Source organism: Microbacterium sp. SORGH_AS_1204, assembly GCF_030818935.1.
In the GTDB taxonomy this organism is placed as follows: domain Bacteria; phylum Actinomycetota; class Actinomycetes; order Actinomycetales; family Microbacteriaceae; genus Microbacterium.
The window spans coordinates 2,868,926-2,894,599 of sequence record NZ_JAUTBD010000001.1 but is presented as its reverse complement, the minus strand read 5'-3'; the positions used below and the strand labels follow the sequence as shown (position 1 = coordinate 2,894,599).

General features: G+C 70.5%; 20 protein-coding genes. 12 read left to right on the top strand and 8 right to left on the bottom strand.

Annotated features, from left to right (window positions below):
• Positions 1-9 precede the first annotated feature (9 nt).
• The gene (locus QE410_RS13270) at positions 10-2,586 is read right to left on the bottom strand and encodes a helix-turn-helix transcriptional regulator (protein WP_307332912.1); all 2,577 of its coding nucleotides are present in this window, start codon (positions 2,584-2,586) and stop codon (positions 10-12) included.
• A 30-nt stretch (positions 2,587-2,616) separates the two neighbouring features.
• Positions 2,617-4,587 (bottom strand): Hsp70 family protein, encoded by a 1,971-nt coding sequence (locus QE410_RS13265; RefSeq protein WP_307332909.1) that lies wholly within the window; start codon positions 4,585-4,587, stop codon positions 2,617-2,619.
• Between the two features lie 397 nt (positions 4,588-4,984).
• Here QE410_RS13265 and groES point away from each other — a divergent pair, with 397 nt between their 5' ends.
• The 3 genes from groES (at position 4,985) to QE410_RS13250 (ending at position 7,932) form a co-directional block, all read left to right on the top strand.
• On the top strand, positions 4,985-5,281 hold the full coding sequence (gene groES / locus QE410_RS13260) for a co-chaperone GroES (protein ID WP_013583903.1): 297 nt from the start codon (positions 4,985-4,987) through the stop codon (positions 5,279-5,281).
• Between the two features lie 189 nt (positions 5,282-5,470).
• A complete protein-coding gene (rarD, locus tag QE410_RS13255) occupies positions 5,471-6,412 on the top strand; it encodes an EamA family transporter RarD (protein WP_307332906.1) in 942 nt (313 codons plus the stop codon).
• A gap of 170 nt (positions 6,413-6,582) precedes the next feature.
• Positions 6,583-7,932: an ABC transporter substrate-binding protein gene (locus tag QE410_RS13250; RefSeq protein WP_307332903.1), complete on the top strand. Its 1,350-nt coding sequence runs from the start codon at positions 6,583-6,585 to the stop codon at positions 7,930-7,932.
• A gap of 487 nt (positions 7,933-8,419) precedes the next feature.
• Here the strand turns inward: QE410_RS13250 and QE410_RS13245 are convergent, their stop codons facing one another.
• From QE410_RS13245 to QE410_RS13230, 4 genes are read right to left on the bottom strand one after another with little or no spacing between them, the layout of a single operon-like run.
• Positions 8,420-9,142 (bottom strand): ABC transporter ATP-binding protein, encoded by a 723-nt coding sequence (locus tag QE410_RS13245; RefSeq protein ID WP_307332900.1) that lies wholly within the window; start codon positions 9,140-9,142, stop codon positions 8,420-8,422.
• Positions 9,139-10,098 carry an ABC transporter ATP-binding protein gene (locus QE410_RS13240; RefSeq protein WP_307334536.1) on the bottom strand — a complete coding sequence of 320 codons (960 nt, stop codon included), beginning with the start codon at positions 10,096-10,098 and terminating at the stop codon, positions 9,139-9,141. The genes QE410_RS13245 and QE410_RS13240 overlap by 4 nt, the downstream gene beginning before the upstream one ends.
• Positions 10,099-10,135: 37 nt before the next feature.
• On the bottom strand, positions 10,136-11,119 hold the full coding sequence (locus QE410_RS13235) for a branched-chain amino acid ABC transporter permease (RefSeq protein ID WP_307332898.1): 984 nt from the start codon (positions 11,117-11,119) through the stop codon (positions 10,136-10,138).
• A 7-nt stretch (positions 11,120-11,126) separates the two neighbouring features.
• Entirely contained in the window at positions 11,127-12,413 is a 1,287-nt protein-coding gene (locus QE410_RS13230; protein ID WP_307332895.1) for a branched-chain amino acid ABC transporter permease, read from the bottom strand.
• A 344-nt stretch (positions 12,414-12,757) separates the two neighbouring features.
• Between QE410_RS13230 and guaB the strand changes: the two genes are divergently transcribed.
• The 7 genes from guaB to QE410_RS13195 all read left to right on the top strand — a co-directional run bounded on the left by guaB (position 12,758) and on the right by QE410_RS13195 (position 20,855).
• Positions 12,758-14,260 carry an IMP dehydrogenase gene (gene guaB, locus QE410_RS13225; protein WP_307332893.1) on the top strand — a complete coding sequence of 501 codons (1,503 nt, stop codon included), beginning with the start codon at positions 12,758-12,760 and terminating at the stop codon, positions 14,258-14,260.
• 75 nt (positions 14,261-14,335) lie between these two features.
• Positions 14,336-15,013 carry a TMEM175 family protein gene (locus QE410_RS13220; RefSeq protein ID WP_307332890.1) on the top strand — a complete coding sequence of 226 codons (678 nt, stop codon included), beginning with the start codon at positions 14,336-14,338 and terminating at the stop codon, positions 15,011-15,013.
• 15 nt (positions 15,014-15,028) lie between these two features.
• Positions 15,029-16,144, top strand: coding sequence for a GuaB3 family IMP dehydrogenase-related protein (locus tag QE410_RS13215; RefSeq protein WP_307334533.1), 1,116 nt, complete (start codon positions 15,029-15,031; stop codon positions 16,142-16,144).
• 11 nt (positions 16,145-16,155) lie between these two features.
• A complete protein-coding gene (locus QE410_RS13210; RefSeq protein WP_307332887.1) occupies positions 16,156-17,025 on the top strand; it encodes an SURF1 family protein in 870 nt (289 codons plus the stop codon).
• A 10-nt stretch (positions 17,026-17,035) separates the two neighbouring features.
• On the top strand, positions 17,036-17,557 hold the full coding sequence (locus tag QE410_RS13205) for a DUF3817 domain-containing protein (RefSeq protein WP_307332884.1): 522 nt from the start codon (positions 17,036-17,038) through the stop codon (positions 17,555-17,557).
• Entirely contained in the window at positions 17,554-19,134 is a 1,581-nt protein-coding gene (gene guaA / locus QE410_RS13200; protein WP_307332881.1) for a glutamine-hydrolyzing GMP synthase, read from the top strand. Before QE410_RS13205 ends, guaA begins: the two co-directional genes overlap by 4 nt.
• Positions 19,135-19,487: 353 nt before the next feature.
• The gene (locus QE410_RS13195; protein WP_307332877.1) at positions 19,488-20,855 is read left to right on the top strand and encodes a glycosyltransferase; all 1,368 of its coding nucleotides are present in this window, start codon (positions 19,488-19,490) and stop codon (positions 20,853-20,855) included.
• A 53-nt stretch (positions 20,856-20,908) separates the two neighbouring features.
• Here the strand turns inward: QE410_RS13195 and ligD are convergent, their stop codons facing one another.
• Positions 20,909-22,141 carry a non-homologous end-joining DNA ligase gene (ligD, locus tag QE410_RS13190; RefSeq protein WP_307332874.1) on the bottom strand — a complete coding sequence of 411 codons (1,233 nt, stop codon included), beginning with the start codon at positions 22,139-22,141 and terminating at the stop codon, positions 20,909-20,911.
• A gap of 441 nt (positions 22,142-22,582) precedes the next feature.
• On the bottom strand, positions 22,583-23,452 hold the full coding sequence (locus QE410_RS13185; RefSeq protein WP_307332871.1) for a Bax inhibitor-1/YccA family protein: 870 nt from the start codon (positions 23,450-23,452) through the stop codon (positions 22,583-22,585).
• 142 nt (positions 23,453-23,594) lie between these two features.
• Between QE410_RS13185 and QE410_RS13180 the strand changes: the two genes are divergently transcribed.
• Both QE410_RS13180 and QE410_RS13175 read left to right on the top strand, forming a co-directional pair.
• The gene (locus tag QE410_RS13180) at positions 23,595-24,548 is read left to right on the top strand and encodes a glycerophosphodiester phosphodiesterase family protein (protein WP_307332868.1); all 954 of its coding nucleotides are present in this window, start codon (positions 23,595-23,597) and stop codon (positions 24,546-24,548) included.
• A gap of 213 nt (positions 24,549-24,761) precedes the next feature.
• Entirely contained in the window at positions 24,762-25,661 is a 900-nt protein-coding gene (locus QE410_RS13175; protein ID WP_307332865.1) for an NAD(P)/FAD-dependent oxidoreductase, read from the top strand.
• Positions 25,662-25,674: the final 13 nt, after the last annotated feature.

Sequence of the window (25,674 nt, the reverse complement as noted above, 5' to 3'; positions counted from 1 at the left end):
CGGGACGGGTCATAGGGGTTTGACGGATGCCAGGACCCGGGCGGGTCGTCCGGCCTCGACGGGCGGCTGCGACGGCGGGTCGGCGACGTGCGCGTCGTCGTCCAGGGCCATGCGCAGACGGGCCATCAGGTCGGAGCGCGACGTGGCTCCCAAGCGCCGGCGGATGCGGGCGATGTGGTGCTCGGCGGTGCGGGGGGAGATGAAGATCGTCTCGCCGATCTCGGCGTAGGTCTTGCCCTGCAGGACCAGTGCCGCGACTTCGCGCTCGCGGTCGCTCAGGATGCCGGTGCTCTCGGCGGCCCGCGCGGGGAGCGGAACCGGGCCGGTGTCGGCGCCGACCACGGCCGGGGTCTCCGCCCGCTCGCGGGGGTGCAATTGGCGGGCGCAGGCCAGTAGGCGCGCGATCACGCGGCGGTCGGTGGACTTGCTCGCCCCGTGACTGGCCAGTCGCGCGCCGTCCCAGGCGAATCCGGACGCGGCGAGGCCCTCGGCGGCTTCTTCGATGGCATCCGCGTCGACGGCGCCGGTGAGCACGTCGGTCCACACCCGCCCGGCGCGCGCGAGGCGCACGGCGAGAGGGGAGCGCTCGGCGGCGGCTCGCAGGGCGCGGGCGTGCACCGTCAGCTCCTCGGGGCTGCCCAGCAGGATGCTCGCGTGCATTCCCGACCACTCCAGGCTCGTCACCCACAGCGCCGGCCGCCCGAGTGCGGTCAGGATCCTCTCGGCCTGGGCGAGCTGCGAGCGCACGGCGCCGAACTCGCCGACGCGTGCGGCGGCGACGGCGAACTCGCCGAGGGGGATCAGGGTGAACAGGTCGACCTGCACCCGCAGCAGCGAATCCTGCGCGCGCTGCCAGACCGGCGCGAGCTCGGACGGCTGGCCGTTGCGGCGCACGAGCCCGAGCTCGACCGCGTCGGCGATCAGGCGGTCCCTGACGGCGAGGGTTCGTCCGCTGGTCGCCGCGCGCAGGGCCTTCTCCGCCTCGGCGTGGTGCTCGCGCTGCATGGCGACCCACGCCCGCCACAGCAGCAGCCGGGGCGCGGCCCACGCTCCGCCCTGATGACCCGCGACGGCGGCGTCCAGAACGCGTTGCGCGACAGCCGCTTCGCCCAGGTGCAGGGCGACGAGAGCGGCGATCACGGCGGGCAGCTCGGGCAGCGGAGCGTCGCTGCCCGACGCGGTGTACATCTCGCTCGCGCGCACGAGGTCCTGCAACCCGTCGTGGTCGTCGGAGTCGAGCGTCGCCCGCAGCCCCCGCGACAGCAGCTCCAGCGACACGCCGTGCGCGGTCGGGATCGTCCGGGTGGGGGCGTGCGCGGGGGCGTCGGCGGGGTCGGCGTGACCTGCCCCGGCCGCGGCGATCAGCCACTTCGCCCGGCTCTCGGGGGTCGTCGGCATGCCGCCCCCGTACACCTGCGCACCGAGGTCCATGTCCCCGCGCATCGCCCAGACGGCGGCGGCCATGTCGAGGGCCGCGTCACCGGGCGCATCGTCGCCGGCGAGCAGTCGGTCGACGAACGACCCCGCGGCATCCACGTCGCCCAGGGCCCACGCGGCGCGAGCGCGTCGCAACGCCAGGCTCCGCGGCGCGGCGCCGGCTCGGTCGGCCGCCTCGTACAGCTCGGCGGCCTTCGCGGGGTCGCGGGGAAGCTCGCGATCGCCGTCGGCGAGCAGGGCGGATGCCACCCGCTCGTCGGTCGCGCCGCCGAGCAGCGCCTGCACGGAGGCGGCGTCGCGCACGAGCCGAGCCGAGTACAGCTCGAGCAGGCGGTCGGCCGTGAGCCGCGCTCGCACCGCATCGTGCACGAGGGGGACAGTTCGACCGCCGCGCTGCAGCAGACCCGCGTCGTAGCCGGCGGCGCAGGCGGGCCCGGCGCTGACATCGAGCGCGGAACTATCGTCGAGGCACAGCGCCTCGACCGCGAGACGCAACGAGGGGTCGAGCGAGTCGATGCGGTGCGAGACGAGGTCGTACAGCGACTGGGCGATCTCATCGTGATCGCACCGCCCGTCGCAGAGGGCTTCACCGTGCAGCATGAGCGCTTCGGCGGTCAGCCACGCCAGGCCGCCGGTGGCCTCGAACAGTCGCGCGATGCAGGCCCTCGCGGCGTCGGTCGCCTCGCCGTCGAGATGCGCCGCGATGTCGGCCATCGACACGTGCCCGAGCAGCGCGGGCGGCTGGTGCCGCTCGATGTCGTCGACCAGGGCGCGCAGCGTCGCGGACTCCGGGTCGGGACGGGTGGAGAGGATGACGGTGGCGGTGCCCGCGCGTAGGCGTTCGGTCAGCGCGCTCAACGTCGCGTCGTCGAGCAGGTGGGCGTCGTCGACGACGAGGACGGAGCCCTGCCTCGACGGCAGGTCGGCGAGGTGGGTCAACGCGACGGGGGAGGCGCCGGCGGCGCGCAGCGCCGTGAAGAGGTGCCGCAGCACGCGCGACTTGCCGGAGCCCGCCGTGCCCACGACCGCGAGCGGAGTCGGGTCGGGGGCGGCGACGAAGGCGTCGAGGAGACCGCGGGCGACGCGTGGCAGCAACAGCGACTCGAGGTCGCCGTGGGCAGCATCGGAGGACGTGTTCGAGATCGACATCGGTGGTGCTCTCGTTCCGATGGGCGCGCGTCAGGGCGTGGGCTCGACGGAAGAGGTCGACACGGGCTCGGGCGCGGTCGACGCGGCCGGCTCCTCGGCAGGGGGAGACGATGTTTCGGCGGGCGGTGCCGGGTTCTCGGTCGATGGCTCCGGCTGCGGCTCCTGAGTCGTGGGCGGATCGGTCGACGGGTCCGTGGAGGGCGTCTCGGTCCCCGGAGCCGTGGTTCCCGTGTCGGTGGGGGATGGCTCCGAGGTCGGCGGCTGCGTCGAGGGGCTCTCGACGGGTGCGGCGGTCTGGGACGCCTCGGACGACGACGAGGGCTGCGTGGCCGGAGCCGGATTGGCCGCGCTCCCGCTGCCGCCTCCGCTACCGCCGGCGCCACCGGAGCTCTGCTGCTGCTGAGACGGCGCCGCCGAGGGGCTGCGCTGCTCCGCGGCCTGCGGAGTCAGTCGCTGCGGGGTGCGGCGGCGCTCCTCGCTGCGGTTCTCCGTGCGCGGCTGCTCGGGGGCGGCGGCGTCCTGCGGCGCGGCGGGCTGCTCGGCGACGGGCTGCGCCTGGGGGGCGGCGATGCTCGCCGGAGGCTGCGAGGGGAGGTCGAGCGGGTCGAACAGCCGCACGTCGAGGTCGGCCGCGAGCGGCTGCGAGGTGACGCCGCCGAGGCCCGTGCGCGCCAGGATGCCGACGCCCAGGGCGGGCACGCTGATGACGCCGACGCTCACCGTCAGGACCGCCACGCCCGCCGCGACGTACGCGGTGGCGGGGACTCGACGAAACCAGGGGGCGCGCTTCTGCACCCGCTCCCCGGAGAAGCCGGACTCCGCGGCGATGTCGTCGTCGTCCTCATCGTCATCGACGACAGGTGCGTGCTCGTCGACGTCGGCGAGCTCGAACAGGGCGGGGGACTCCTCGACGGCGCCGACCGCCGCCGTGCGGGCGGCACCGAGCGCGATGATCGCCTTCGGGTCGGCGTCGATGGCGATGGGGCGGTCGAAACGCTCGGACAGCAGCTGCGCCACACGCGGGATGCGCGAGGTGCCGCCGGTGAGCAGGATCGCGTCGAGGTCGTCGGCGGTCAGGCCCGACTGCTCCAGGGCGATCTCCATCACCTCGACGGTGCGCTCGATCTCTGGCTCGATCATGTCCTCGAACTCGGCGCGGGTCAGACGCACGGCGCCGTGCCCGTCGCCGATCAGCACCGGGACGACGGCCTCTCCGTCGAACGACAGCGACTCCTTCGCGTCGACGCACTCTCGGCGCAGCGATGCGACCGCCATGCGCAGACCGGCGTCGCTCTGCACGCCGGCGAGGGCGGATGCCGGGATGCCGGCGGCGCGAACCGTGTGGCGCAGCACGATGTCGTCGAAGTCGGCGCCGCCGAGGTCGGGGATGCCGACCGGGCTGCCGACGAAGTCGACGCGGCCGTCCGCGGCCTTCTGCAGGATGACGGTGTCGAACGTGCCGCCGCCGAAGTCGTAGACGGCCAGGGCGCGTCCGGTGCCGAGGGGATGCGTCGCTTCGTAGTGGCGTGCGGCGGCTTCGGGCTCGGTGATGATCTGCACGTCGTTCCAGCCCAGTCGCCCGATGGCGTCCTGCACGAGCTGCGTGCGGTACTCGCCCCACGTGACGGGAACCGAGACGGCGATGCCCGCGGGATGCTGACCCTCTCGCTCGACGGCGGTGCCGATCACCCACCCGACGACGAGGGCGTACAGGTCTTGCGGTGAGAAGCGCCGGTCGCCGGCGACGATGGGCACGTCGTCGCCGATGCGTCGCTTGAACTCCCGCACGAGACGCTCGGGCTGCGCCGTGCCGCGGCGCTCCGCCGCATCGCCGAACAGCAGTCCGCTGTCGGAGATGAAGACAGTCGTCGGTGTGCTGTCGGCGTTGCGCCCGAGCGGGAGCGGCGCCGCCAGCAACGCTCCGTCCGGTGCGGAGCGCGCGGTCGCAGCCGCCGTCCTGCTCGTTCCGACATCGATCGCCAAGTAGTACGGCGTAGCCATGTGTCCCGACCCCCCGAGGGCGCGCAGGAACGCCAAACGGCACCCCTGTGTCCCCCGACTCTGCGGGCTCGACAACGAGCCCGTTCGTGTTCCATCGACCCGTGCCCCCTGCACGCTGTCGACGCTGTGCCACGAGTGTCGCACACCGGCAAAGAGAGCGAAAGGGCACCGCCGACGGCTATGCACGATCGCGCAGAGGTGCAATACTGCGCGCGATTCCGGCTGCCCTCGCCGTGGGTTGCGCGATGCGTCCGCGCTGATCGTTCTGCGGCCCCGCCGCCGTGCGGCTCGGAGTTGGCACTCGCATTGCACGAGTGCCAACCGTTCCCTAGACTCGTGTTAGCACTCTCCCCGCGTGAGTGCTGACAAGTCTTCTGTAACGAGAAAGAGGTAGACCGTGTCGGTTTCCATCAAGCCGCTCGAGGACCGCATCGTCATCAAGCAGGTCGAGGCTGAGCAGACCACCGCGAGTGGTCTCGTCATCCCCGACACCGCCAAAGAGAAGCCGCAGGAGGGCGAAGTCGTCGCCGTCGGCCCCGGCCGCATCGACGACAACGGCAACCGTGTCCCCCTCGACGTCGCCGTCGGCGACCGCGTGCTCTACAGCAAGTACGGCGGCACCGAGGTCAAGTTCGGCGCCGAGGAGTACCTCGTGCTCTCGGCTCGCGACGTCCTGGCGGTCGTCGTCCGCTGATCGCGTGACTCTCACGAAGACCCCGGATGCCGTGGCATCCGGGGTCTTCGTCGTTCTCGGACTCATCGGCCGACGGATGTTATGGCTCCGGCGCGGTGGACTTTCGCGGCCGTGCTCGGGCGACGCCGCCGGCAGGAAACCGCGGACACTCGGCGGCTCACGTCCGTGGCGCGCGCGTAGGCTGGGTCGGTGACCCCCGCTCCTCCCGCTTCCGCCGGCGGGAGCACGCGCGGCGCGCTCTTCGCGCTGGGCGCCTATCTGCTGTGGGGCGTCCTGCCCATCTACTTCCTGCAGCTCAAGCCGACCGGCCCCTTCGAGGTCGTCGCGTGGCGCATCATCCTGGCGTTCGCGTTCTGCCTGCTGTTGCTGACGGTGCTGCGGGTGTGGCGCCCCTTCCTCGCGATCGTGCGTCAACCGCGTCTGATGGCACTGACGGCGCTCGCCGGAGTGCTCATCTACGTCAACTGGCAGACGTACCTGATCGGGGCGCTCACCGGCCACGTGATCGAGACGAGCCTCGGGTACTTCATCAACCCGATCGTGACCGTGCTGCTCGGCGTCGTCGTGCTCCGCGAGCGCCTGCGCGTGCTGCCGTGGGTCGCGATCGGCATCGCCGTCGCCGCGGTCGTCGTCATCGTGGTCGGCTACGGCGCGTTCCCCTGGATTGCCCTGACGCTGGCGTTCTCGTTCGGCTTCTACGGTCTCGTGAAGAAGCAGATCGGTCCCGCCGTGGATGCCGTGAGCGGCCTGACCCTCGAATCGTTCTGGCTCCTTCCGGTCGCCGTCGTCCAGCTCATCGTCGTCGCGAACGTCACGGGCATCACCCTCGGCAACGAGGGGGTGCTGCACACGGTCCTGCTGCTGGCGGCCGGGGCGGTCACCGCCGTGCCGCTGCTGCTGTTCGCCTCGGGGGCTCGGCGCGTGCCGCTCACCGTGATCGGGCTGCTGCAGTTCGTCGCGCCGGTCATCCAGTTCGTCATCGGCGCGTGGGTGCTGCACGAGCCGATGACCCCGGAGCGCTGGGTCGGCTTCGCCCTGGTCTGGGTCGCCCTCGTGCTGCTGAGCGTGGATTCGCTCGTGGCTTCCCGACGGCATCGACGCGGCGTCGACGACGTGCCCGAACCCGTCTGAACCGCGGGATCCTGCGTTTCGCGGCCCGTCGTTGCCGCGGAAAAGTAACGATTGGGTCGCGTAATCGACCGTTAACACATTGCAACAACGGGGCCACAGGGGCGCGGTTAGGTTTGTGACAATCCGCGGGGGTTCCTCCGCGCGGTTCCTACTCACCAAGGAGCACCCATATGAGTGTCCTCTCCCGTTCGCGTACCGCGAAGATCATCGGCGGCCTCGCCGTGGTCGGCGTCAGCGCGCTCGTCCTCGCCGGTTGTTCCGGCAGCAGCACCCCCGCCGAGACCGGCGACGCTGCCGGTGGCGGCGACTTCCCGATCGACTGCAACGCGGCCGAGCCCGCTTCGTACACCCCCGAGTACTCGTCGACCTCGACCGGGCCCGCGACGAACCTGACGTTCAACATCGGTACGGCTCTGCCCGTCACCGGTAACCTCGCGTTCCTCGGCCCGCCCGAGATCGCCGGCACCGAATATGCCGCGTCCGAGATCAACGCCGCCAACAAGGGCGTGCAGATCAACCTCATCCAGGGCGACTCGGGCGACACCGACAACAAGGCCTACGAGACCGAGATCCCGCGTCTGCTGGGCGCCGGCGCCACCGCCATCGTCGGCGCGGCGTCCTCGGGCACGTCGCTGCAGTTCATCGACCAGGTCATCGCGGCGAACGCCGTGCAGATCTCGCCGGCCAACACCTCCGCGGCGTTCACCGGCTACGACGACAAGGGCCTGTACTGGCGGACTGCTCCCTCCGACGTCCTCCAGGGTGAGGTGCTCGGCAATCTGATCGCGTCCGAGGGCAACGAGACCCTCGGCATGATCGTGCTGAACGACTCCTACGGCACCGGCCTCGCGTGCTTCACCAAGAAGGCCTTCGAGAACGCCGGCGGCTCCGTCGTCGCGACCAGCCTCTACAACACCGGTGACACGAACTTCTCGGCCCAGATCGAAGACGTGCTGGCCCAGTCGCCCGACGCGATCGCCCTGATCACGTTCGACGAGGTCTCGACGATCATCCCCGACCTGACCGCCAGCGTCAGCCCCGACAAGCTCTTCTTCGTCGACGGCAACCTGAAGAACTTCGGCGACCAGTTCCCCGCCGGTACGCTCGCCGGTGCCAAGGGCACCTACCCCAGCGTCGACCCCGACTCGACGGCGACGTTCCGTTCGTCGCTGGAGTCGTTCTGGTCCGGCAAGGGTCAGCCCGCGCTCGAGGACTTCACCTACGCCCCCGAGTCGTATGACTCGGTCGTGCTGCTCGCTCTCGCGGCGCTGAAGGCCGGCTCGGCTGCCGGTCCCGACGTCGCGGCCAACATGCAGGCGGTGTCCGGCGGCAGCGGCAGCGGCACCAAGTGCACGACGTACGCCGAGTGCGCCGACATCATCATCGGTGGCGGCGAGGCCGACTACGACGGCGTCTCCGGCCCGATCACCTTCGACGAGGTCGGCGACCCGACCGAGGCGACGATCGGTGTCTTCGAGTACGGCGACGACAACAACTACAGCTGGCTCCGCGCCGGTTGATCGGTTCTGCATGCGTGGCCCCGGGACTTCGGTTCCGGGGCCACTTTTCTGCGCCGGGCGCGCGTGCTGCGCTGTCGGCGCGACGCACGCCCCAGCGGGGTCGCGCCCGGGCGCCGGCACATGCGCGGCATCCGGTGTCACCCCAGTACCGGAGCGTCGCGCGGGGGATCGGCGTCCAGGATTCGGTGCCGCCTCGCACTCACGCGCGACTCGCGCCGCCGGCGACGCGTGATCCTGCGCAAGGCGGCCGTGACCGCGGTGCGGCGACCAGACGCGGGCCGAGCCACCCGCACCGACCGCGGCGCAGCGCGGCGGGCAGGCACGTGTCGAGCCACCTCACGGACCCGGGCCGGCACGCGAGGACCTGCGGTGAGGCCCCCGCAGCCGACCCGGGCCGGCACGCGAGGGCCCCCGGCGAGGCCCCCGCGGCGACGAGAAGGCCCGAGCCCCCTACGGGGACTCGGGCCTTCCGGCACGCACGCGCGGCTCAGGTGCCGAGCGTGCCCAGGTACAGGCCGATGACGGCAGGGTCGTCCATGAGTTGGCGACCGGTGCCCGTGTAGGCGTCGCGGCCCTGGTCGAGCACGTAGCCGCGGTCGCAGATCTGCAGGCAGCGGCGGGCGTTCTGCTCCACCATGATGCAGGTCACGCCGGCCTTGTTGATCTCCGAGACGCGGATGAACGCCTCGTCCTGTCGCACGGGCGAGAGCCCGGCCGACGGTTCGTCGAGCAGCAGCACCTTCGGGTCCATCATGAGCGCGCGGCCCATGGCGACCATCTGACGCTCGCCACCCGACAACGAGCCGGCGCGCTGCTTCAGGCGCTTGGCCAGGTCGGGGAAGATGCTCGTGACGAAGTCGACCCGCTCATTGAATCCCTTCGGTCGCTGGTAGAGCCCCATCTGCAGGTTCTCGGCGATCGTCAGGCTGGGGAAGACGTTGTTCGTCTGGGGCACGAACCCGACGCCCTTGGCGACGAGTTTGTTCGCCCGCAGCCCCGTGATCTCTTCGCCGTCGAGGATGACGGAGCCCGAACGCACCTTCACCTGTCCGAAGATCGCCTTGAGCATGGTCGACTTGCCGGCACCGTTGGGGCCGATGATGCCGATCAGTTCGCCGGGGGCGGCGGTGAGGTTGGCGCCGTTGAGGATGTTCACCCCGGGCAGGTACCCGGCGTGCACATCGCGGAGCTCGACAACGTTGCCGGTCATCGACCGTCCTCCTTCTCGTGCGACGACGGCGAGGAGTCGCTGTCGATCGCGGCGTCGACCTGCTGCGCGGTCTCGAGCAGCTCTGCCGCGGCGGCCGAATCGACCGTGCCCTCGTGGCGACCCGTGACGACGCCGAGGTCGACGTCCTGGTGGGCGCCGAGGTAGGCGTCGATGACGGCCTGGTCCTTCATCACCGTGTCGGGCGGTCCCTCGGCCACGATCTTGCCCTCCGCCATCACCACGACCCAGTCCGCGATGTGGCGCACCATGTGCATGTCGTGCTCGACGAACAGCACGGTCATGCCGAGGTCCTTCAGATCGAGGATGTGGTCGAGCAGCGACTGCGTGAGCGCCGGGTTGACACCGGCCATCGGCTCATCGAGCATCACCAACGTGGGGTCGCTCATGAGCGCGCGGGCCATCTCGAGGAGCTTGCGTTGACCACCCGACAGCGAGGCGGCGAAGTCGGCCTCCTTGGCATCCAACTTGAAGCGCTTGAGCAGCTCGCGCGCCTTCGCCTCGTTGTCGGCCTCCTGCTTGCGCCAGACGAAGGGCAGGATGCTCGAGAAGAGCCCCTCGCCCTTCTGCTTCGTCGCTCCGAGCTTCATGTTCTCGAGCACGGTGAGAAGGCCCAGCGCCTTGGTGAGCTGGAACGTGCGCACCTGGCCCATGCGGGCCGCCTTGAACGCCGGGATGCCGGCGAGATTCTTGCCGTCGAACGACCACTGGCCGCTGTTGGGCTTGTCGAAGCCCGTGAGCAGGTTGAACAGGGTCGTCTTCCCGGCACCGTTGGGCCCGATCAGTGCCGTGATGGCGCCTCGCGGAATCTCCAGGTGCTCGACATTGACGGCGGTGTTGCCGCCGAAGTCGCGGCGGACGTTGTCGGCGATGATGATCGGGTCGACCTTCGCGACGCCCGGGCCCACCTCGCCCTTGTGCAGCCCGGTCGCCTTCACCCGCGGCGCCGAAGCGCTGGGTGCGACGGGCGTGGACTCATCGGACAAAGGTCATCTCCTTCTTGCTGCCCAGGATGCCCTGGGGGCGGAAGATCACGAGCAGCATCAGTGCGACGCCGACGATGACGAAGACGAGCATCTGCGACTGATCGGCGGTGAGGAACGGCAGCAGCCCGATAGAGGACAGCGCCGGCAGGAGGTTCGACAGGAACGCGCGCACGACCCAGAACAGCACGGCGCCGAGCACCGGGCCGAAGATCGTGGCCGCTCCTCCGAGCAGCAGCGCCGTGTAGACGAAGAACGTCTGCGACGTGACGTACACGTTCGGGTTCACGTTCGTGTCCATGGCGGTGATGATGCCGCCGGCGGCGATGATCACACCACCGATGACGAGCGCCTGCATCTTGAAGGCGAAGACGTTCTTACCGAGCGCGCGCACGGCATCCTCGTCTTCGCGGATGCCGCGGATGACACGGCCCCACGGGCTGCGCATCAGCATCCACACCAGCAGCACCGCCACGGCGACGGCGAGCAGGCCCAGGATGATGACGTACCAGCGGTTGGCGTTGTAGGTCCAGGGACCGAAGCCGTAGTCGCCCTGCGGCAGGGGGTTGTTCTCGCCGCGCCAGCCCGACTGAAAGTTGAACAGGCCGTCGGCCGAACCGGTGACGCTGCGGAAGGTCGAGGTCAAGAAGATCAGACGAAGGATCTCGGCGGCGGCGATCGTGACGATGGCGAGGTAGTCGCCGCGCAGACGCAGCGTCGGGATGCCCATGATGAGCGCGAACACCACGGCCGCGGCGAACCCGATGAGGGCCGCGATCGGCCATGCGAGGCCGAACGTGAGGATCGAGATCGCGAAGCCGTAGGCGCCGATGGCCATGAAGCCGGCGACACCCATGTTGAGCAGGCCCGCGAAGCCGAAGTGCATCGACAGGCCGATGGCGGCGAGGGCGTACCCGAACGTGGCCGGCGCGAGGATCTGCGACGCGGTGTTGGAGAGGATCTGCAGGAAGTCCATGGTGTACCTACCCGATTCGCTCTCGGCGGCCGAGGATGCCCTGCGGCCGGAAGAGGAGGATGACGATGAGCACCACGAGGGCACCCACATACTTCATGTCGGAGGGGATCCACAGGGTGGACACCTCGATGAGGAGGCCGACGACGATCGAGCCGATGAGGGCGCCGAACGCCGTTCCGAGGCCGCCGAGCACGACGGCGGCGAACATGAGCAGCAGGATGCCGGAGCCCATGTCCCAACGGATGCCGGGCCGGAAGTAGGCCCACAGCACGCCGGCGAGACCGGCGAGGGCGGATGCCAGCACCCACACGATGCGCACGACGTTGTCGACGTCGATGCCCGAGGCCGCGGCCAGCGACGGGTTGTCGGACACGGCGCGCGTGGCGCGGCCGAGGCGCGTGCGGGTCAGCCACCACGCGAACGCGCCGATGACGACGATCGAGATCGCCATGCTCGTGACGTCGGTGACGCTGATGCGCACCGGCCCGAGGCCCGGGATGATCTCGCTCGAGGCGCCGGGCAGCTGCTGCGTGCCGCCGCCGATGAAGATCTGGAAGATGTAGCGCAGCGCGAGCGACAGACCGATCGAGACGATCATGAGCTGCACGATGCCGAGACCGCGTCGCCGCAGGGGCCGCCAGATCCCGGCATCCATGGCGAGTCCGAACAGACCCGACAAGACGATCGCCAGGGGAATCGCCACCCAGATCGACCACCCGGTTCCGGCGCTGAGGAACAAGGCGGCAATGGCGCCGAAGGTCACCATCTCGCCGTGCGCGAAGTTGGACAGGCCCGTCGTGCCGAACACGAGGGAGAGGCCGATGGCGGCGAGGGCGAGCATGAGGCCGAAGTTCAGGCCGTTCACCGTGCGCGAGAGCAACTGGTCGACGAAGCTCGTCGTCTGTCGCTCCGCGGCTCCGAGCGTGAAGTTGCTCGAGACGGTGCTGGAGCTTCCGAACTCCACCGTGCGTTCGAACTCCGAGCCGTCGGGGACCGAGATGCCCGTCAGGGAGTTGCGGTCGAGCTCCAGCGTCCAGGTGCCGTCCTTGGTCGGAACCTTGATGGTCGCACGACCGCGCTCGTCGGTCGTGCCCTCGCCGGTGAAGGTGCCGTCGGTGGCGGTCACCTTGGCTTGTGCGACGGGCTCACCCTCGGAACGCACGTTGACATTGATCGAATAGGGAAGGTCCTCGTCGCCGACGGCCGCCATCGATGCCGGGGCGAGCCCGAACACCAGTGCGGCAGCGAAGAATCCTGACAACAGCGTCAAGATCGAACGTCGACGGCGAGGCATCCTCGGGGATGCTTGCCGAGTGGTCACGGAACCTCCTGGTCATTCGGCGACGTGGCCCGTCGCCGCCCGGACACCGTAGTCCGGGAATATTGCCGCGGTGTTTCTCCGGCGGCAGTTGATGCCAGAACGATACCCGGCGCGTCGACGTCCGTCGCAGACTGCGTGGTGGAGTCGTCCGCGGTGATGCGGAATGCGGGTTGTGACGGCGCTTTCCGGTGCGCTATCCCGCGCGAGCGGGAAGAAAGAGGGGCCTTCCGGCGCTTACACTTTCAGGCGGAGCGCATAGCGCGCGCCGGCCGACGACGTCCCTATCTCAGACAGGCGCCGCGTGCGCAGGAGGACCCATGGAGCAGCACGACCCCTTCGGTTTCATCGGACTGACCTACGACGACGTTCTGCTCCTGCCCGGGCACACCGACGTCATCCCGAGCGAGGCCGACACGTCGTCGCGTCTGACCCGCCGCATCACGGTGGCCACTCCTCTTCTCTCCAGTGCCATGGACACCGTCACCGAGGCCCGCATGGCCATCGCGATCGCCCGCCAGGGCGGCATCGGCATCGTGCACCGCAACCTCTCGATCGAAGACCAGGCCGGCATCGTCGACCAGGTCAAGCGCAGCGAGTCGGGCATGGTCTCCAACCCCATCACCACGAACCCGGATGCCACCGTGGCCGAGGTCGACGCGATGTGCGCGCAGTACCGCATCTCGGGTCTGCCGGTGGTCGACGCCGACGGTGTGCTGGTCGGCATCATCACCAACCGTGACATGCGCTTCGTCTCCGGCTTCGAACGCCAGACCACGCAGGTCAAAGACGTGATGACGAAAGACAACCTCATCACCGGTCACGTCGGCATCCACGCCAACGACGTCATCGCCACCTTCGCCAAGCACCGCGTCGAGAAGCTGCCGCTCGTCGACGACGAGGGCAAACTCGCCGGCCTCATCACCATCAAAGACTTCGACAAGAGCGAGAAGTACCCGCTCGCCACCAAGGACGACCAGGGTCGCCTGCGCGTGGGCGCCGCCATCGGCTTCTTCGGCGACGCGTGGCAGCGTGCCGAGGCGCTCCGTGACGCGGGCGTCGACGTGCTCGTCGTCGACACCGCCAACGGTCAGTCGGCCGGCGTGATCGACATCGTGCGCCGCCTCAAGGCCGACGAGTCGTTCGCGCACATCGACGTCATCGGCGGCAACGTCGCCACGCGCGACGGCGCCCAGGCCCTGATCGATGCGGGAGTGGATGCGGTCAAGGTCGGCGTCGGGCCGGGCTCGATCTGCACCACCCGCGTCGTCGCCGGCGTCGGCGTGCCCCAGGTGACCGCGATCTACGAGGCCGCGCAGGCGGCGATCCCCGCGGGCGTGCCCGTGATCGCCGACGGCGGTCTGCAGTACTCGGGCGACATCGCCAAGGCGCTGGTCGCGGGTGCCGACACCGTCATGCTCGGATCGCTGCTGGCGGGCACCGACGAGTCGCCGGGCGAGATCGTCTTCCAGGGCGGCAAGCAGTTCAAGCAGTACCGCGGCATGGGCTCGCTCGGTGCGCTGCAGACGCGCGGCAAGAAGACGTCGTACTCGAAAGACCGCTACTTCCAGGCTGATGTTCCCAGCGACGACAAGCTCATCCCCGAGGGCATCGAGGGTCAGGTTCCCTACCGCGGTCCCGTTGCGGCCGTGGCCTACCAGCTCATCGGGGGCCTGCGTCAGTCGATGTTCTACGTCGGTGCGCGCACCGTCGAGGAGCTCAAGGCCAAGGGCAAGTTCGTGCGCATCACGTCGGCGGGCCTGAAGGAGTCGCACCCCCACGACGTGCAGATCGTCGTCGAGGCGCCGAACTACAAGAAGTAGGACGTTTCTCGCGAAGGGCCGGGCGGACGATCGCCCGGCCCTTCGCCGTAGCCGGCGCGGGGCTACGCTGAGCCCATGATTCGGCGGACGCGGCATCCGGAGGCATCCGTCTCGGCGCGGCGCACAGAGGCGTTCACCGACGGCGTGTTCGCCATCGCGGCGACGCTACTGGTGCTCGGTCTGACGGACCGGTCGCTGGGCACCATCACAACCGACGCGGAGCTCGCCTCGGCGTTGCGGGAGCTCCTCCATCCGGTGTTCTCCTTCGTCATCAGCTTCCTCATCCTCTGTCTCATGTGGATGACGCACGTCCGGCAGTTCGAGTGGATCGTGCGCATCGACGACGCGGGGATGTGGATCAACACCCTGCGCCTCCTGCTCATCGTGCTGGTGCCGTTCACCTCGTCGCTCGACACGTCGTACGCCGACCTGCTGCTCGGACGCATCCTCCTGCCCATCAACTTCTTCCTCGCGATCGTCCTGGGCTGGGTGCAGTGGATCTGGGCCGTCCGCTCGGGCGCGATCACCGACCTCACGCCCGACGACGCGCGACGACTCGGCCGCGCCAGCCTCAGCGCGGTCATCCTGAGCGGCGCGGCCATGCTCCTCAGTCCGTGGCTCGGGTCGGCCGCGTTCCTGCTCTTCGTCTTCGATGGGCTGCTCACGCGGGCTCTTCGCGGGGCGGACGCGCCCGTCTCTCCTTCAGCCGCGGACCGCGACCGAGCCGACGGCGATGTCGGAGGGCGCAGGTAGGCTGGGCGGGTGACCATGGAGATCGATCTCGGCCGCGCGAAGCGCGCCCGCCGCGCCTACACCTTCGACGACATCGCGGTCGTGCCGTCGCGGCGCACGCGCAACCCCGAAGACGTCTCGACCGCGTGGACGATCGACGCCTTCCCGTTCGAGATCCCCGTTCTCGGCGCTCCGATGGACTCCGTGGTCAGCCCGCGCACGGCGATCGAGCTCGGCCGCCTCGGCGGTCTCGGCGTCCTCGACCTCGAGGGCCTGTGGACGCGTTACGACGAGCCCGAGCCGCACCTGGCCGAGATCGCGACTCTCCCCGAGGCCGACGCGACGCGTCGCATGCAGCAGCTCTACTCCGAGCCGATCAAGCCCGAGCTCGTCCGCGACCGTCTCGCCGAGGTGCGCGCCGCGGGCGTCGTCGTCGCCGGCGCCCTCACGCCGCAGCGCACGCAAGACCTCTACGAGACCGTCGTCGCCGCCGGCGTCGACCTCTTCGTCATCCGCGGCACCACCGTGTCGGCCGAGCACGTCTCGAAGGTCGCCGAGCCGCTCAACCTCAAGAAGTTCATCTACGACCTCGACGTGCCCGTCATCGTCGGCGGCGCGGCGACCTACACCGCGGCGCTGCACCTCATGCGCACCGGCGCCGCCGGCGTGCTCGTCGGCTTCGGCGGGGGAGCGGCCTCCACCACCCGCGCGACCCTCGGCCTGCACGCCCCGATGGCCACGGCCGTCGCCGACGTCGCCGGCGCGCGCCGCGACTACCTCGACGAGTCGGGCGGACGCTACGTGCACGTCATCGCCGACGGCGGCGTGGGCACTTCGGGCGACATCGTCAAGGCGCTCGCCATGGGGGCGGATGCCGTCATGCTCGGCGTCGCGCTCGCTCGCGCGACCGACGCTCCCGGTCGCGGCTTCCACTGGGGTCCCGAGGCGCACCACGCCAAGCTCCCGCGCGGTCGCCGCGTCGCCGTCGACCGCGTCGGTCCCCTCGAGCAGATCCTGTACGGTCCCGCGCCCGTCGCGGACGGCACCGCGAACCTCGTCGGAGCGCTCAAGAAGTCGATGGCCACCACCGGGTACTCCGACCTCAAGGAGTTCCAGCGCGTCGAGGTCGTCGTCGCCCCCTACGGTCACTGAGCCGCCACCGCATGACGTCGACCCCCGCGACCGACCCGGCGCCGCCGCAGATCTTCCCGCCCACGCTGCGGGAGGTAATGCTGCGACCGCGCTGGATCGCGCTACTGGCGTTCTCGCTGCTCGTCGCGGGTGTGCTCGCGTGGCTGGGGCAGTGGCAGTTGGGTCGCGCCGTCGACACCGCCCCGCCCGAACCCGGCATGACCGAGGTCGTGCGGCCCCTCTCCGAGGTCGTGGAGCCGGGGGATTACCTGCCCGAGCCCCTCGTGGGGCAGCGGGTCGAGGTGAGCGGCACGTGGGTGGCATCCGATTTCATCGTCGTCTCCTCGCGATTCAACGACGACGTCCAGGGGTACTGGGTCACCGGTCAGCTCCGTGTGGCGGGAACCGCCGAACCCACCTCGGTCGCCGTGGCAACCGGATGGACGCAGAACCTCGATCAGGCGAACGCCGCCGCCGACGAACTCGAACGCCAGGCCGGAGCCGACCCCGCGGCCGTGGTCGAGGTCACCGGACGCCTCATCTCCGACGAGGGGCCCTCCGTCCCGCCCGCCGGAGCCGACCCGCTGACCCTGGTGAAGATGTCGCCGGCGATGCTGCTGGGGCGTTGGCACGACGTCGAGAACGTCGACGTCTACCGGCAGTACATCGCCTCGCAGACGGCGATCGGCCCGCTCGACGTCATCGCCTCTCCGGCTCCCGACGAGCGCTCCCGCGTCAACTGGCTCAACATCTTCTACGCCGCGGAGTGGGCCGTCTTCGCCGGCTTCGCGCTCTACCTCTGGTACCGCCTCGCCCGCGACGCCTGGGAGAAAGAGGTCGAAGATCTCGAAGACGAGCAGGCCGAAGCCCTTGCGGCGGGGGCCGCGGCGTCCCGCGACTAGACTGGCATCCATGCCCCGCGCCCCCAAGCTCGCCTCGTTCCCGGCGATCCGCGGAGCCCTGAAGTTCTACCAGATCTGCTCCATCATCACCGGTGTCGGCCTGCTGCTGCTGGTCGCCGAGATGATCCTGAAGTACACGCCCCTTCACGTGGAGCTGTTCCTCGGCGGGTCCGGTGGTTTCCTGTGGTTCGCGGATGCCGTGCCCGGCCCCGACTGCCAGTGGTTCTCGCTCTTCGTGCCCGGCGGCAGCGGCTGCGAGATCCTGTCGACGGGTGACGGTGTCAACGTCTCACTCGCAATCCTCGTCGCGCACGGCTGGTTCTACGTCGTCTACCTCTTCTCGTGCTTCCGCGTGTGGAGCCTCATGCGGTGGCCGTTCCGTCGGTTCGTGTTCCTCGCCCTCGGTGGCGTCGTGCCGTTCCTCTCCTTCTTCCTCGAGGTGCGCACCGCTCGCCGCGTGCGCGCCTACCTCGCCGAGCGCGAAGCCGCCACGGCATCCGCTCCCGTTCCCGCCCCGGAAGGCAACCGGTGACCGAACAGACCGAAACGTCCCAGCGCCCCGTCCTCGTCGTCGACTTCGGCGCCCAGTACGCCCAGCTCATCGCCCGCCGCGTCCGCGAGGCGGGCGTCTACAGCGAGATCGTGCCGCACACCGCCTCAGCAGAGGAGATCGCGGCGAAGAACCCCGTCGGCATCATCCTGTCGGGCGGCCCCTCCTCGGTGTACGAAGAGGGCGCGCCCAGCCTCGACACCGGGGTGTTCGATCTCGACGTCCCCACGCTCGGCATCTGCTACGGCTTCCAGGTCATGGCGAAAGCCCTGGGCGGCGAGGTCGCGAACACGGGCCTGCGCGAGTACGGCGCGACCGATGCCACGATCGTGACCGAGGGCACCCTGCTCGAGGGACAGCCGGTCGAGCAGAACGTCTGGATGAGCCACGGCGACCAGGTCTCGCGCGCCCCCGAGGGCTTCGAGGTGCTCGCCCGCACGGCCCACACGCCCGTCGCCGCGTTCGCGAACGACACCCGTCGCATGTACGGCGTGCAGTGGCACCCCGAGGTCAAGCACTCCGACCACGGCCAGCACGTGCTCGAGAACTTCCTGCACAAGGCGGCGGGCCTGCCCGCCGACTGGAACAGCGGCAACGTCATCGCCGAGCAGGTCGAGCGCATCCGCCAGCAGGTCGGCACCGGCCGCGTCATCTCCGCGCTCTCGGGCGGCGTCGACTCCGCGGTGTCCACGGCCCTCGTGCACGAGGCTGTCGGCGACCAGCTCATCGCCGTGTTCGTCGACCACGGCCTACTCCGCCAGGGCGAGCGCGAGCAGGTCGAGAACGACTACGTCGCCTCCACCGGAGTCAAGCTCATCACCGTCGACGCCCGTGAGACGTTCCTCGAGGCGCTCGCCGGAGTCAGCGACCCCGAGCAGAAGCGCAAGATCATTGGCCGCGAGTTCATCCGCGCGTTCGAGAAGGTTCAGGCCGACCTCGTCGCCGAGGCCAAGGCCGAAGGCGAGCAGGTGCGCTTCCTCGTGCAGGGCACGCTCTACCCCGATGTCGTCGAGTCCGGCGGCGGCGCGGGCACGGCCAACATCAAGAGCCACCACAACGTGGGCGGTCTCCCCGAAGACCTGCAGTTCGAGCTCGTTGAGCCGCTGCGCACCCTCTTCAAAGACGAGGTGCGCGCGATCGGTCGCGAACTCGGTCTGCCCGAAGCGATCGTCGGCCGCCAGCCCTTTCCGGGGCCCGGTCTTGGCATCCGCATCGTGGGCGAGGTCACCGCTGACCGTCTCGAGATCCTGCGTGCGGCCGACGCCATCGCCCGCGCCGAGTTGACCAAGGCCGGTCTCGACAACGAGATCTGGCAGTGCCCCGTCGTGCTGCTCGCCGACGTGCGCTCGGTCGGCGTGCAGGGCGACGGCCGCACCTACGGCCACCCCATCGTGCTGCGTCCCGTCTCGAGCGAAGACGCCATGACCGCCGACTGGACGCGCCTGCCCTACGACGTGCTGTCGAAGATCTCGAACCGCATCACCAACGAGGTGAAAGACGTGAACCGGGTCGTGCTCGACGTGACGTCGAAGCCGCCGGGGACGATCGAATGGGAGTGAGCGTCTAGCTCGCTCCCGCGCCGACGTCGTCGGCCGGCTCCGGGGCACCGTCTCCGGGTCGAGAGCGGGGCCCCTACCCCGATCGACCCGGAGACGGTGCCCCTTCGCCGTCCGGCGTCGGCGGCGCTCTGTCTGGACGCGAAGGGGTGTGGCGGGGGCCCTACCCGGATCGACCCGGAGACGATGCCCCTTCGCCGTCCGGCGCCGGCGGCGCTGCGACGGGATTTGGGGCAGGATCGGCCGGTCGGGGCAGGCGGATCTCGCCCCGAACGGCGGAATCCGCCCCGAAACGGCGCGATGGCCGTGCCCGGCGGCCGACGCGGACGCAAAGGCTGGTGCGGGAGGATAGGGGCGTGATCGACGCCGAGTTCCCCGACGCCTGGTACCTCATCCTCTCGAGCAGACTCATCCCCGATCTCGACGGCGGCTACACCATCTCGACCCTGGCCCGGGCACGTCAGATGGCGGAGGCCGGTGCGTCGCCGCTGCTGCTGACGGTCGACCCCGGCGCGGTCGACGCCCACGCGGCGCACCGGGCGACCTTCGTCGAGCGCGGGGCGGCTGCGGCATCCGAAGTCTTCCGCAACCTCTTCGACGACGCCGTGGCGACCGCCGGGGGAGCGGCCGAGTGGCTGCGCGAGGCGGCGCACCACGGGCACGCCGATCCGACGCTGGAGTACCGCGACGTCGCCGGGGGCGCGGTGTCGCTGCCGAATGTCATCGACCCCGACTGGCTCCTGACGACGGCGCCGATCGTCGTCCGCGACACCGCGGGCGAGCCGGTGGGCGTCATCGACGGATTCGGTGCCCTGTACCGGGCGTGGCTGTCGCACGTTGCCTCGGCGATGCGCGCCGAGATCGATCGGCCGATCGTGGTCATCTGCGAGTCGCGGCAGCTGGGCGAGCTCATCGTCGGGTGGGGCGACGAAGACGTGCGGATCCTGCACACCATTCATACGATCCATCTCGAGCCGCCGTACCGCGCCGACTCCGACCTGAACCGTCTGTGGGCGCGGTGGTTCGAGATCGCGCCGCGCTTCGACGCCGTGCTCTGGCCGACCCTGCAGCAGCGCGAGGAGGTGCGCGCCCGCTTCGGCGCGGAGGCGAATGATGTCGTCGCACCGCACGCCGTCGAGGGGCCGGCGACCGCGGTTCCGTCGAGTCAGCGGGATGCCGGTCGGGTCGTCGTCCTCGGCCGTCTCGCCCCGGGCAAGCGGCTCGACCATGCGATCCGCGCTTTCGCCCGTGTCGCCGACGGTGTGCCCGACGCGCGGCTCGACCTGTGGGGCGAAGGGCCGCAGCGCGGCGACCTCGAGAGGCTCGTCGCAGACTACGGTCTCGGCGCGCGCGTGACCCTGCCCGGCCTCACCTCGAGTCCCGGCACCGTGCTCGACCGAGCCGCGGTCTACCTCACCACCTCGGCTTTCGAAGGGCAGGGGCTCGCGATGGCGGAGGCCCTCGCGCACGGCACGCCCGTCGTCGCGTACGACATCCGCTACGGCCCGCGCGACATGCTCGCCACCGGCGGCGGCATCCTGGTTCCGGACGGCGATGAAGACGCGCTCGCCGCTGCCCTCACCCGCGTGCTGAGGGATGCCGCGCTGCGCGAACGTCTTTCGGCGCAGGCGCGGGATGCCGCGGCCGCGCTGAGCCCGGAGCGGGCGATGACGACGCTCGCAGCCGCGTGCCGCGAATCGTTGTCACGCCCGCGGCGGCGCTGACGCCAGACCGTCGGGCATGGCGCATAGCCTGACGACGGTCGACGCCCGCGGCTTCAGGTACTCGCCGAGCGGCCGGCCCAGGGGTCGTAGTCGGCGATCAGGGCTTCTTGCGCCGGGCGCTCGGCATCCGGAATGTGCTGCAGATTCACGCGGACGCGGTACCAGAGCGAACTCGACCCGCGCATGCCGTCGATGAGCACGTCGGCGGGGTGGAGTTGCTCGGATGCGTCGGGATGCCGCTTTCTCCACGTCTCGAGGGCGTCGAGCGCCTCGGGCTTTGTCTTGGTGCGCGCGACCTCGATGAGGGGCATGGTCGAGGCGCGCCGACCGGAACCGTCGGAGCCGCGCGGCGGCTTCTCGGCGGGGCCGAGCTCCTTGGCGAGGGCGAGGAGGGCGTCGAGCGACCCCGCGGCATCGTCGATGCCGGTGTGTGGGTCGCCGATCGCGCGGAACCGGTCGGGCACGGTGAGGACGGTGAACTCCTCGGGGCGCCGGTCGCGCACCTCGTCCCAGGTGAGGGGAGTGGAGACGCGGGCGTCGGGGAGCGGCCGGATCGAGTAGGCCGATGCCACCGTGCGGTCCTTGGCGTTCTGGTTGAAGTCGACGAAGACGCTCTCGCCGCGCTCCTCCTTCCACCAGCGGGCCGTCGCGAGTCCGGGCGCGCGATTCTCGACCTCGCGGGCGAGGGTCTCCGCGGCGAGGCGCACGTCGGCGTACTCCCAGTCGGGGCGGATGCGCACGAGGATGTGCAGGCCGCGCGAGCCGGAGGTCTTCGGCCACCCGGTGAGGCCGTGATCCTCGAGCACCTCGCGGGCGATGAACGCGACGTCGACGATCTGCGCCCAATCCACACCGGGCATGGGGTCGAGGTCGACGCGGAGTTCGTCAGGGTGGTCGAGGTCTTCGGCGCGCACCGGGTGAGGGTTGAGGTCGAGGCAGCCGAGGTTGACGACCCACGCCAGGCCCGCGGCATCCCGGATCACCGTCTCTTCGGCGGAGGTGCCGGAGGCGTAGCGGAGCGTCGCCGTGTCGATGAAGGCGGGGTGATTCTCGGGGACGCGCTTCTGGAAGAAGGGCTCCTGGTCGAGGCCCTTCGAGAAGCGCTTCAACACCATCGGGCGTCCGCCCGCTCCGCGTAGTGCGCCGTCGGCGACGGCGAGGTAGTAGCGCACGAGATCGAGCTTCGTGAGGCCGGGCTCGGCGAAGACGACGCGGTCGGGGCTGGTGACGCGCACCTCGTGTCCGTCGATGTCGAGGATCTCAGCCGGGGTCTTGGCGGGGCTCATGCAGCGACGCTAGTGCCGTCGCCCTCGGCGGGCAGACCCCTTGCGGCGCGCGGGCGGGGTGGGGCGGTTCCGTCCCGGGGGTGCGAGGGGGTGCGGCGGGCCCGTCCCGTCCGCGGCCGCGCGCGAGGGGGGTGCGGCGGGCGTTGATAAACGCGATTCGCGGGGAGAAACGCGTTGTGCTGGCGTTTCTTCCCGGCGATCGCGTTTATGGCTACCCCCGGGAGTCGGCGGATGCCGCGGCGGGCCCGCGTCGGCCGTCCCGCGCGCGAGGGGGTCAGTGTCGCAGGTCTTGGCATAAACGCGTTTCGCGGGAAGAAACGCGCTGTGCTGGCGTTCCTTCCCGCCGATCGCGTTTATCGCGACCGCCCGGAGTCGCGGCATGCGGCGGCGACGACGAAGGGCCGCCCCGAAACGGGACGGCCCTTCATGCAGAGCGGTGCGTCAGTTGTTGCCGCGGATGATCGCGATCATGCGGAGGATCTCGACGTACAGCCACACGACGGTGACCATGATGCCGAAGGCGCCGACCCAGCCGTAGACGCGCGGGGCGCCGTTGCGGACGCCGCGCTGGATCTGGTCGAAGTCGAGCACCAGCGAGTACGCGGCCATGATGACGACGAGCACACCGAGGATCAGGCCGATCGGGATGCCGGCGATGGTGGCGCTGCGCAGGCCGAACGCCATGCCCTCGGGCAGGACGCCGAACAGCATCAGACCGAGGTTGAGGAGGCTGAACACGAGGTAGCCGACCATCGCGATCATGAAGATCTTCGTGGCCCGCTTCGACGCGCGGATCTTGCCGCTGGCGAAGAGCGCGAGGGTCACACCGACGACCGAGAGGGTCGCGAGCGTCGCCTGCACGACGATGCCGGGCAGCTGGAACTCGAAGAAGGCCGAGATACCGCCGATGAACAGACCCTCGAACGCCGCGTAGGCGACGAAGACGGGGACGGACGGCTTCTTCTTGAAGGTCGCCACCAGGGCCAGGACGAAGCCGACGAGGCCACCGATGATCATCGGTGCGGCGCTCGGGCGCGGGTTGGCGGCGGTGACACCGCTCATCGTCCAGATCCAGCCGACGACGGCGGTGACGACGAGGATGCCGAACAGGGCCAGCGTCTTCATGACGGTGTCTTCGACCGTCATGCGACCGGTGTCGACGGCGCTCGCAGACGGGGCCGAGTAGGCGCCTTCGATCGATGCGGCGGCGGCAGGATCGACGGCCGGGGGCGGGCTGTAGCGCGTGTTGGCGCCACCGGCTCGAGGGTCCTGGAACGCCGGGGTATTGAATGCCGGGTTGTTGAGGGCCACGGGAACTCACACTCCAAAGATGGTGATCACAGCACCGTGCTGTCAGACAACACTAGCCGAGCAGCGCGTCGGAATCCCTGTGCTGACTGGGATTCTGCTATGAGCGATACTGTCGTTCACCCGAGGCTCGTACGCTTCCCGAGTGCCTCTCGTCATCGGCCACCGCGGTGCGCCCGGATACCTCCCGGAGCACTCGCGAAGCTCCTACCTGCTCGCGATCTCGGCGGGAGTGGATGCCGTCGAGCCCGATGTCGTCCCTACGCGCGACGGCGTGCTGGTGGTGCGGCATGAGAACGAGATCGGTGCGACCACCGACATATCGCTACGGCCGGAGTTCGCCGACCGCCGCACGACGAAGGTCGTCGACGGCGAGCGGATGACCGGCTGGTTCGTCGAGGACCTGACCTGGGACGAGCTCGGTACGCTCCGGTGCCGCGAGCGGATCCCCGCCCTCCGTCCCGACAGTGCGGCGCACGACGACACCGAGCCCGTGCTGCGGCTGCGAGACGTGCTCGATATCGCGCGGGCCGGCGGCGTCGGCGTCGTGCTCGAGATCAAGCACGCGGCATCCTTCGCCCGGCTCGGCTTCGACATGGCGGCGCTGGTCGAGGCGGAGCTGCGAGAGGCGGGATGGGTGGATGCCGTCGACGCCCTCGTCATCGAGTCGTTCGAGCCGCTGGTGCTGGCGCGGCTGCGGGAGCGCGGCATCCGGGTCCCCCTCATCCAGCTCGTCGACCGAGGAGGGGCGCCGTGGGATCTGCGCGCGCGCGACGGCTCGGAGGCTGCGACGTACGCGTCGATGCTTACGCCGCGGGGCCTCGACTCGCTCGAGGCCGAGGTCGACGGCCTCAGCGTCGACAAGGGCCTGCTGTGGGATATCCCCGAGCTGGCGCGGGAAGCGAAGGCGCGCGGGCTGACCGTCTTCGCGTACACGTGCCGCCCGGAGAACGTCTTTCTGCTGCCGACGTATCGCCTGCCGGGCGCCGACGCGGCCTTCGGCGACTACCGACGCGAGTGGACGGTGCTGCGCGAGGCCGAGCTCGACGGGGTGTTCGTCGATCACCCCGACTTGGGGGTGGAGTTCTTCCGGCCGTGATCGTGGGCGGGCGGGCCGGGCTCCGGAGAAGTCGAACGTCGCGGCCGCTCGCGGGCGCGGAGTGCGCCGCTGCGCGGGTGATCCTCCGGAGTCCGGCGCGCGAGCGGCGGCTGACGTGAGCCGCCTGCACCCACCACCCGGCACGCGAGCACGGGCGGACGCACGCCGCGCAACCCCGCCGTGCGGCCCGATCTGCCGCGCGAGGATGACCGCATGACGGTGGACGTGACGGTGGTCGGCGGCGGTATCTCGGGGCTCGCGTGCGCGCGGGCGGTGCGGGATGCCGGACGCACGGTGCGAGTGCTCGATCGCGGGCGGCGCGTGGGTGGGCGTCTGGCGAGCCGGACGATCGACGAGCGCCCCGTCGATCTCGGCGCCTCGTACTTCGTCGTCGGTGAGGCCGAGGACTTCGCCCACGTCGTCGCGGACTGGGAGGAGCGCGAGCTCGCTCGCCCGTGGACGGATACGTTCCAGGTCATCGACGCCGACGGCACGAAGACGCCGAAGCCCGGGCCGATGCGGTGGGCCGCCCCGCTCGGACTCCGCACGCTCGCGCTGGATCTCGCCGAGGGGCTCGACGTCGAGACGGAACGGCTCGTCGAACGGGTGGCGCCGTACCGGGTCGACGGCGAGGACGCGGGCGAGGTCGTGCTCGCGATGCCCGCGCCCCAGGCCGCCCGCCTGACGGGGGACGCTCCGGGCGGGTCGCAGGAGTGGGATCCCGTGATCGCGGTGGTGCTGCGGTGGGACGAACGGCAGTGGGATGCCGACCTGCACGGTGCCTTCGCCGACGGCGACGCCGACGTCACCTTCATCGCCGATGACGGCGACCGGCGCGGCGACGGCGCCCCCGTGCTCGTCGTGCACACCACGGCCGATCGAGCGCGTCGGCATCTCGACGATCCCGACGGAGCGATCGCCCCCGTGCTCACCGCGACGCGCCGCCTGCTGCGCATCGACGCCGAGCCCGCGGCCGCGCGCGCTCACCGCTGGACGTTCGCACGCCCGGCCGAGACCACGGGCGAGCCCTTCTTCCGCTCGCCCGGACTCTCGGCCTGCGGTGATGCCTGGGGAGGGAAGCGCCGCCGTGCGCACCGCATGGACCTCGGGTGACGCGCTCGGGCGG

Coding starts and splice junctions, on each gene's coding strand:
- QE410_RS13220 (WP_307332890.1), top strand. CDS start 14,336: ATGATTCGGCGGACGCGGCATCCGGAGGCATCCGTCTCGGCGCGGCGC.
- ligD (WP_307332874.1), bottom strand. CDS start 22,141: ATGAGCCCCGCCAAGACCCCGGCTGAGATCCTCGACATCGACGGACAC.
- QE410_RS13215 (WP_307334533.1), top strand. CDS start 15,029: ATGGAGATCGATCTCGGCCGCGCGAAGCGCGCCCGCCGCGCCTACACC.
- QE410_RS13245 (WP_307332900.1), bottom strand. CDS start 9,142: ATGACCGGCAACGTTGTCGAGCTCCGCGATGTGCACGCCGGGTACCTG.
- QE410_RS13230 (WP_307332895.1), bottom strand. CDS start 12,413: ATGCCTCGCCGTCGACGTTCGATCTTGACGCTGTTGTCAGGATTCTTC.
- QE410_RS13175 (WP_307332865.1), top strand. CDS start 24,762: ATGACGGTGGACGTGACGGTGGTCGGCGGCGGTATCTCGGGGCTCGCG.
- QE410_RS13265 (WP_307332909.1), bottom strand. CDS start 4,587: ATGGCTACGCCGTACTACTTGGCGATCGATGTCGGAACGAGCAGGACG.
- QE410_RS13205 (WP_307332884.1), top strand. CDS start 17,036: ATGCCCCGCGCCCCCAAGCTCGCCTCGTTCCCGGCGATCCGCGGAGCC.
- QE410_RS13270 (WP_307332912.1), bottom strand. CDS start 2,586: ATGTCGATCTCGAACACGTCCTCCGATGCTGCCCACGGCGACCTCGAG.
- QE410_RS13250 (WP_307332903.1), top strand. CDS start 6,583: ATGAGTGTCCTCTCCCGTTCGCGTACCGCGAAGATCATCGGCGGCCTC.
- guaB (WP_307332893.1), top strand. CDS start 12,758: ATGGAGCAGCACGACCCCTTCGGTTTCATCGGACTGACCTACGACGAC.
- QE410_RS13210 (WP_307332887.1), top strand. CDS start 16,156: ATGACGTCGACCCCCGCGACCGACCCGGCGCCGCCGCAGATCTTCCCG.
- QE410_RS13235 (WP_307332898.1), bottom strand. CDS start 11,119: ATGGACTTCCTGCAGATCCTCTCCAACACCGCGTCGCAGATCCTCGCG.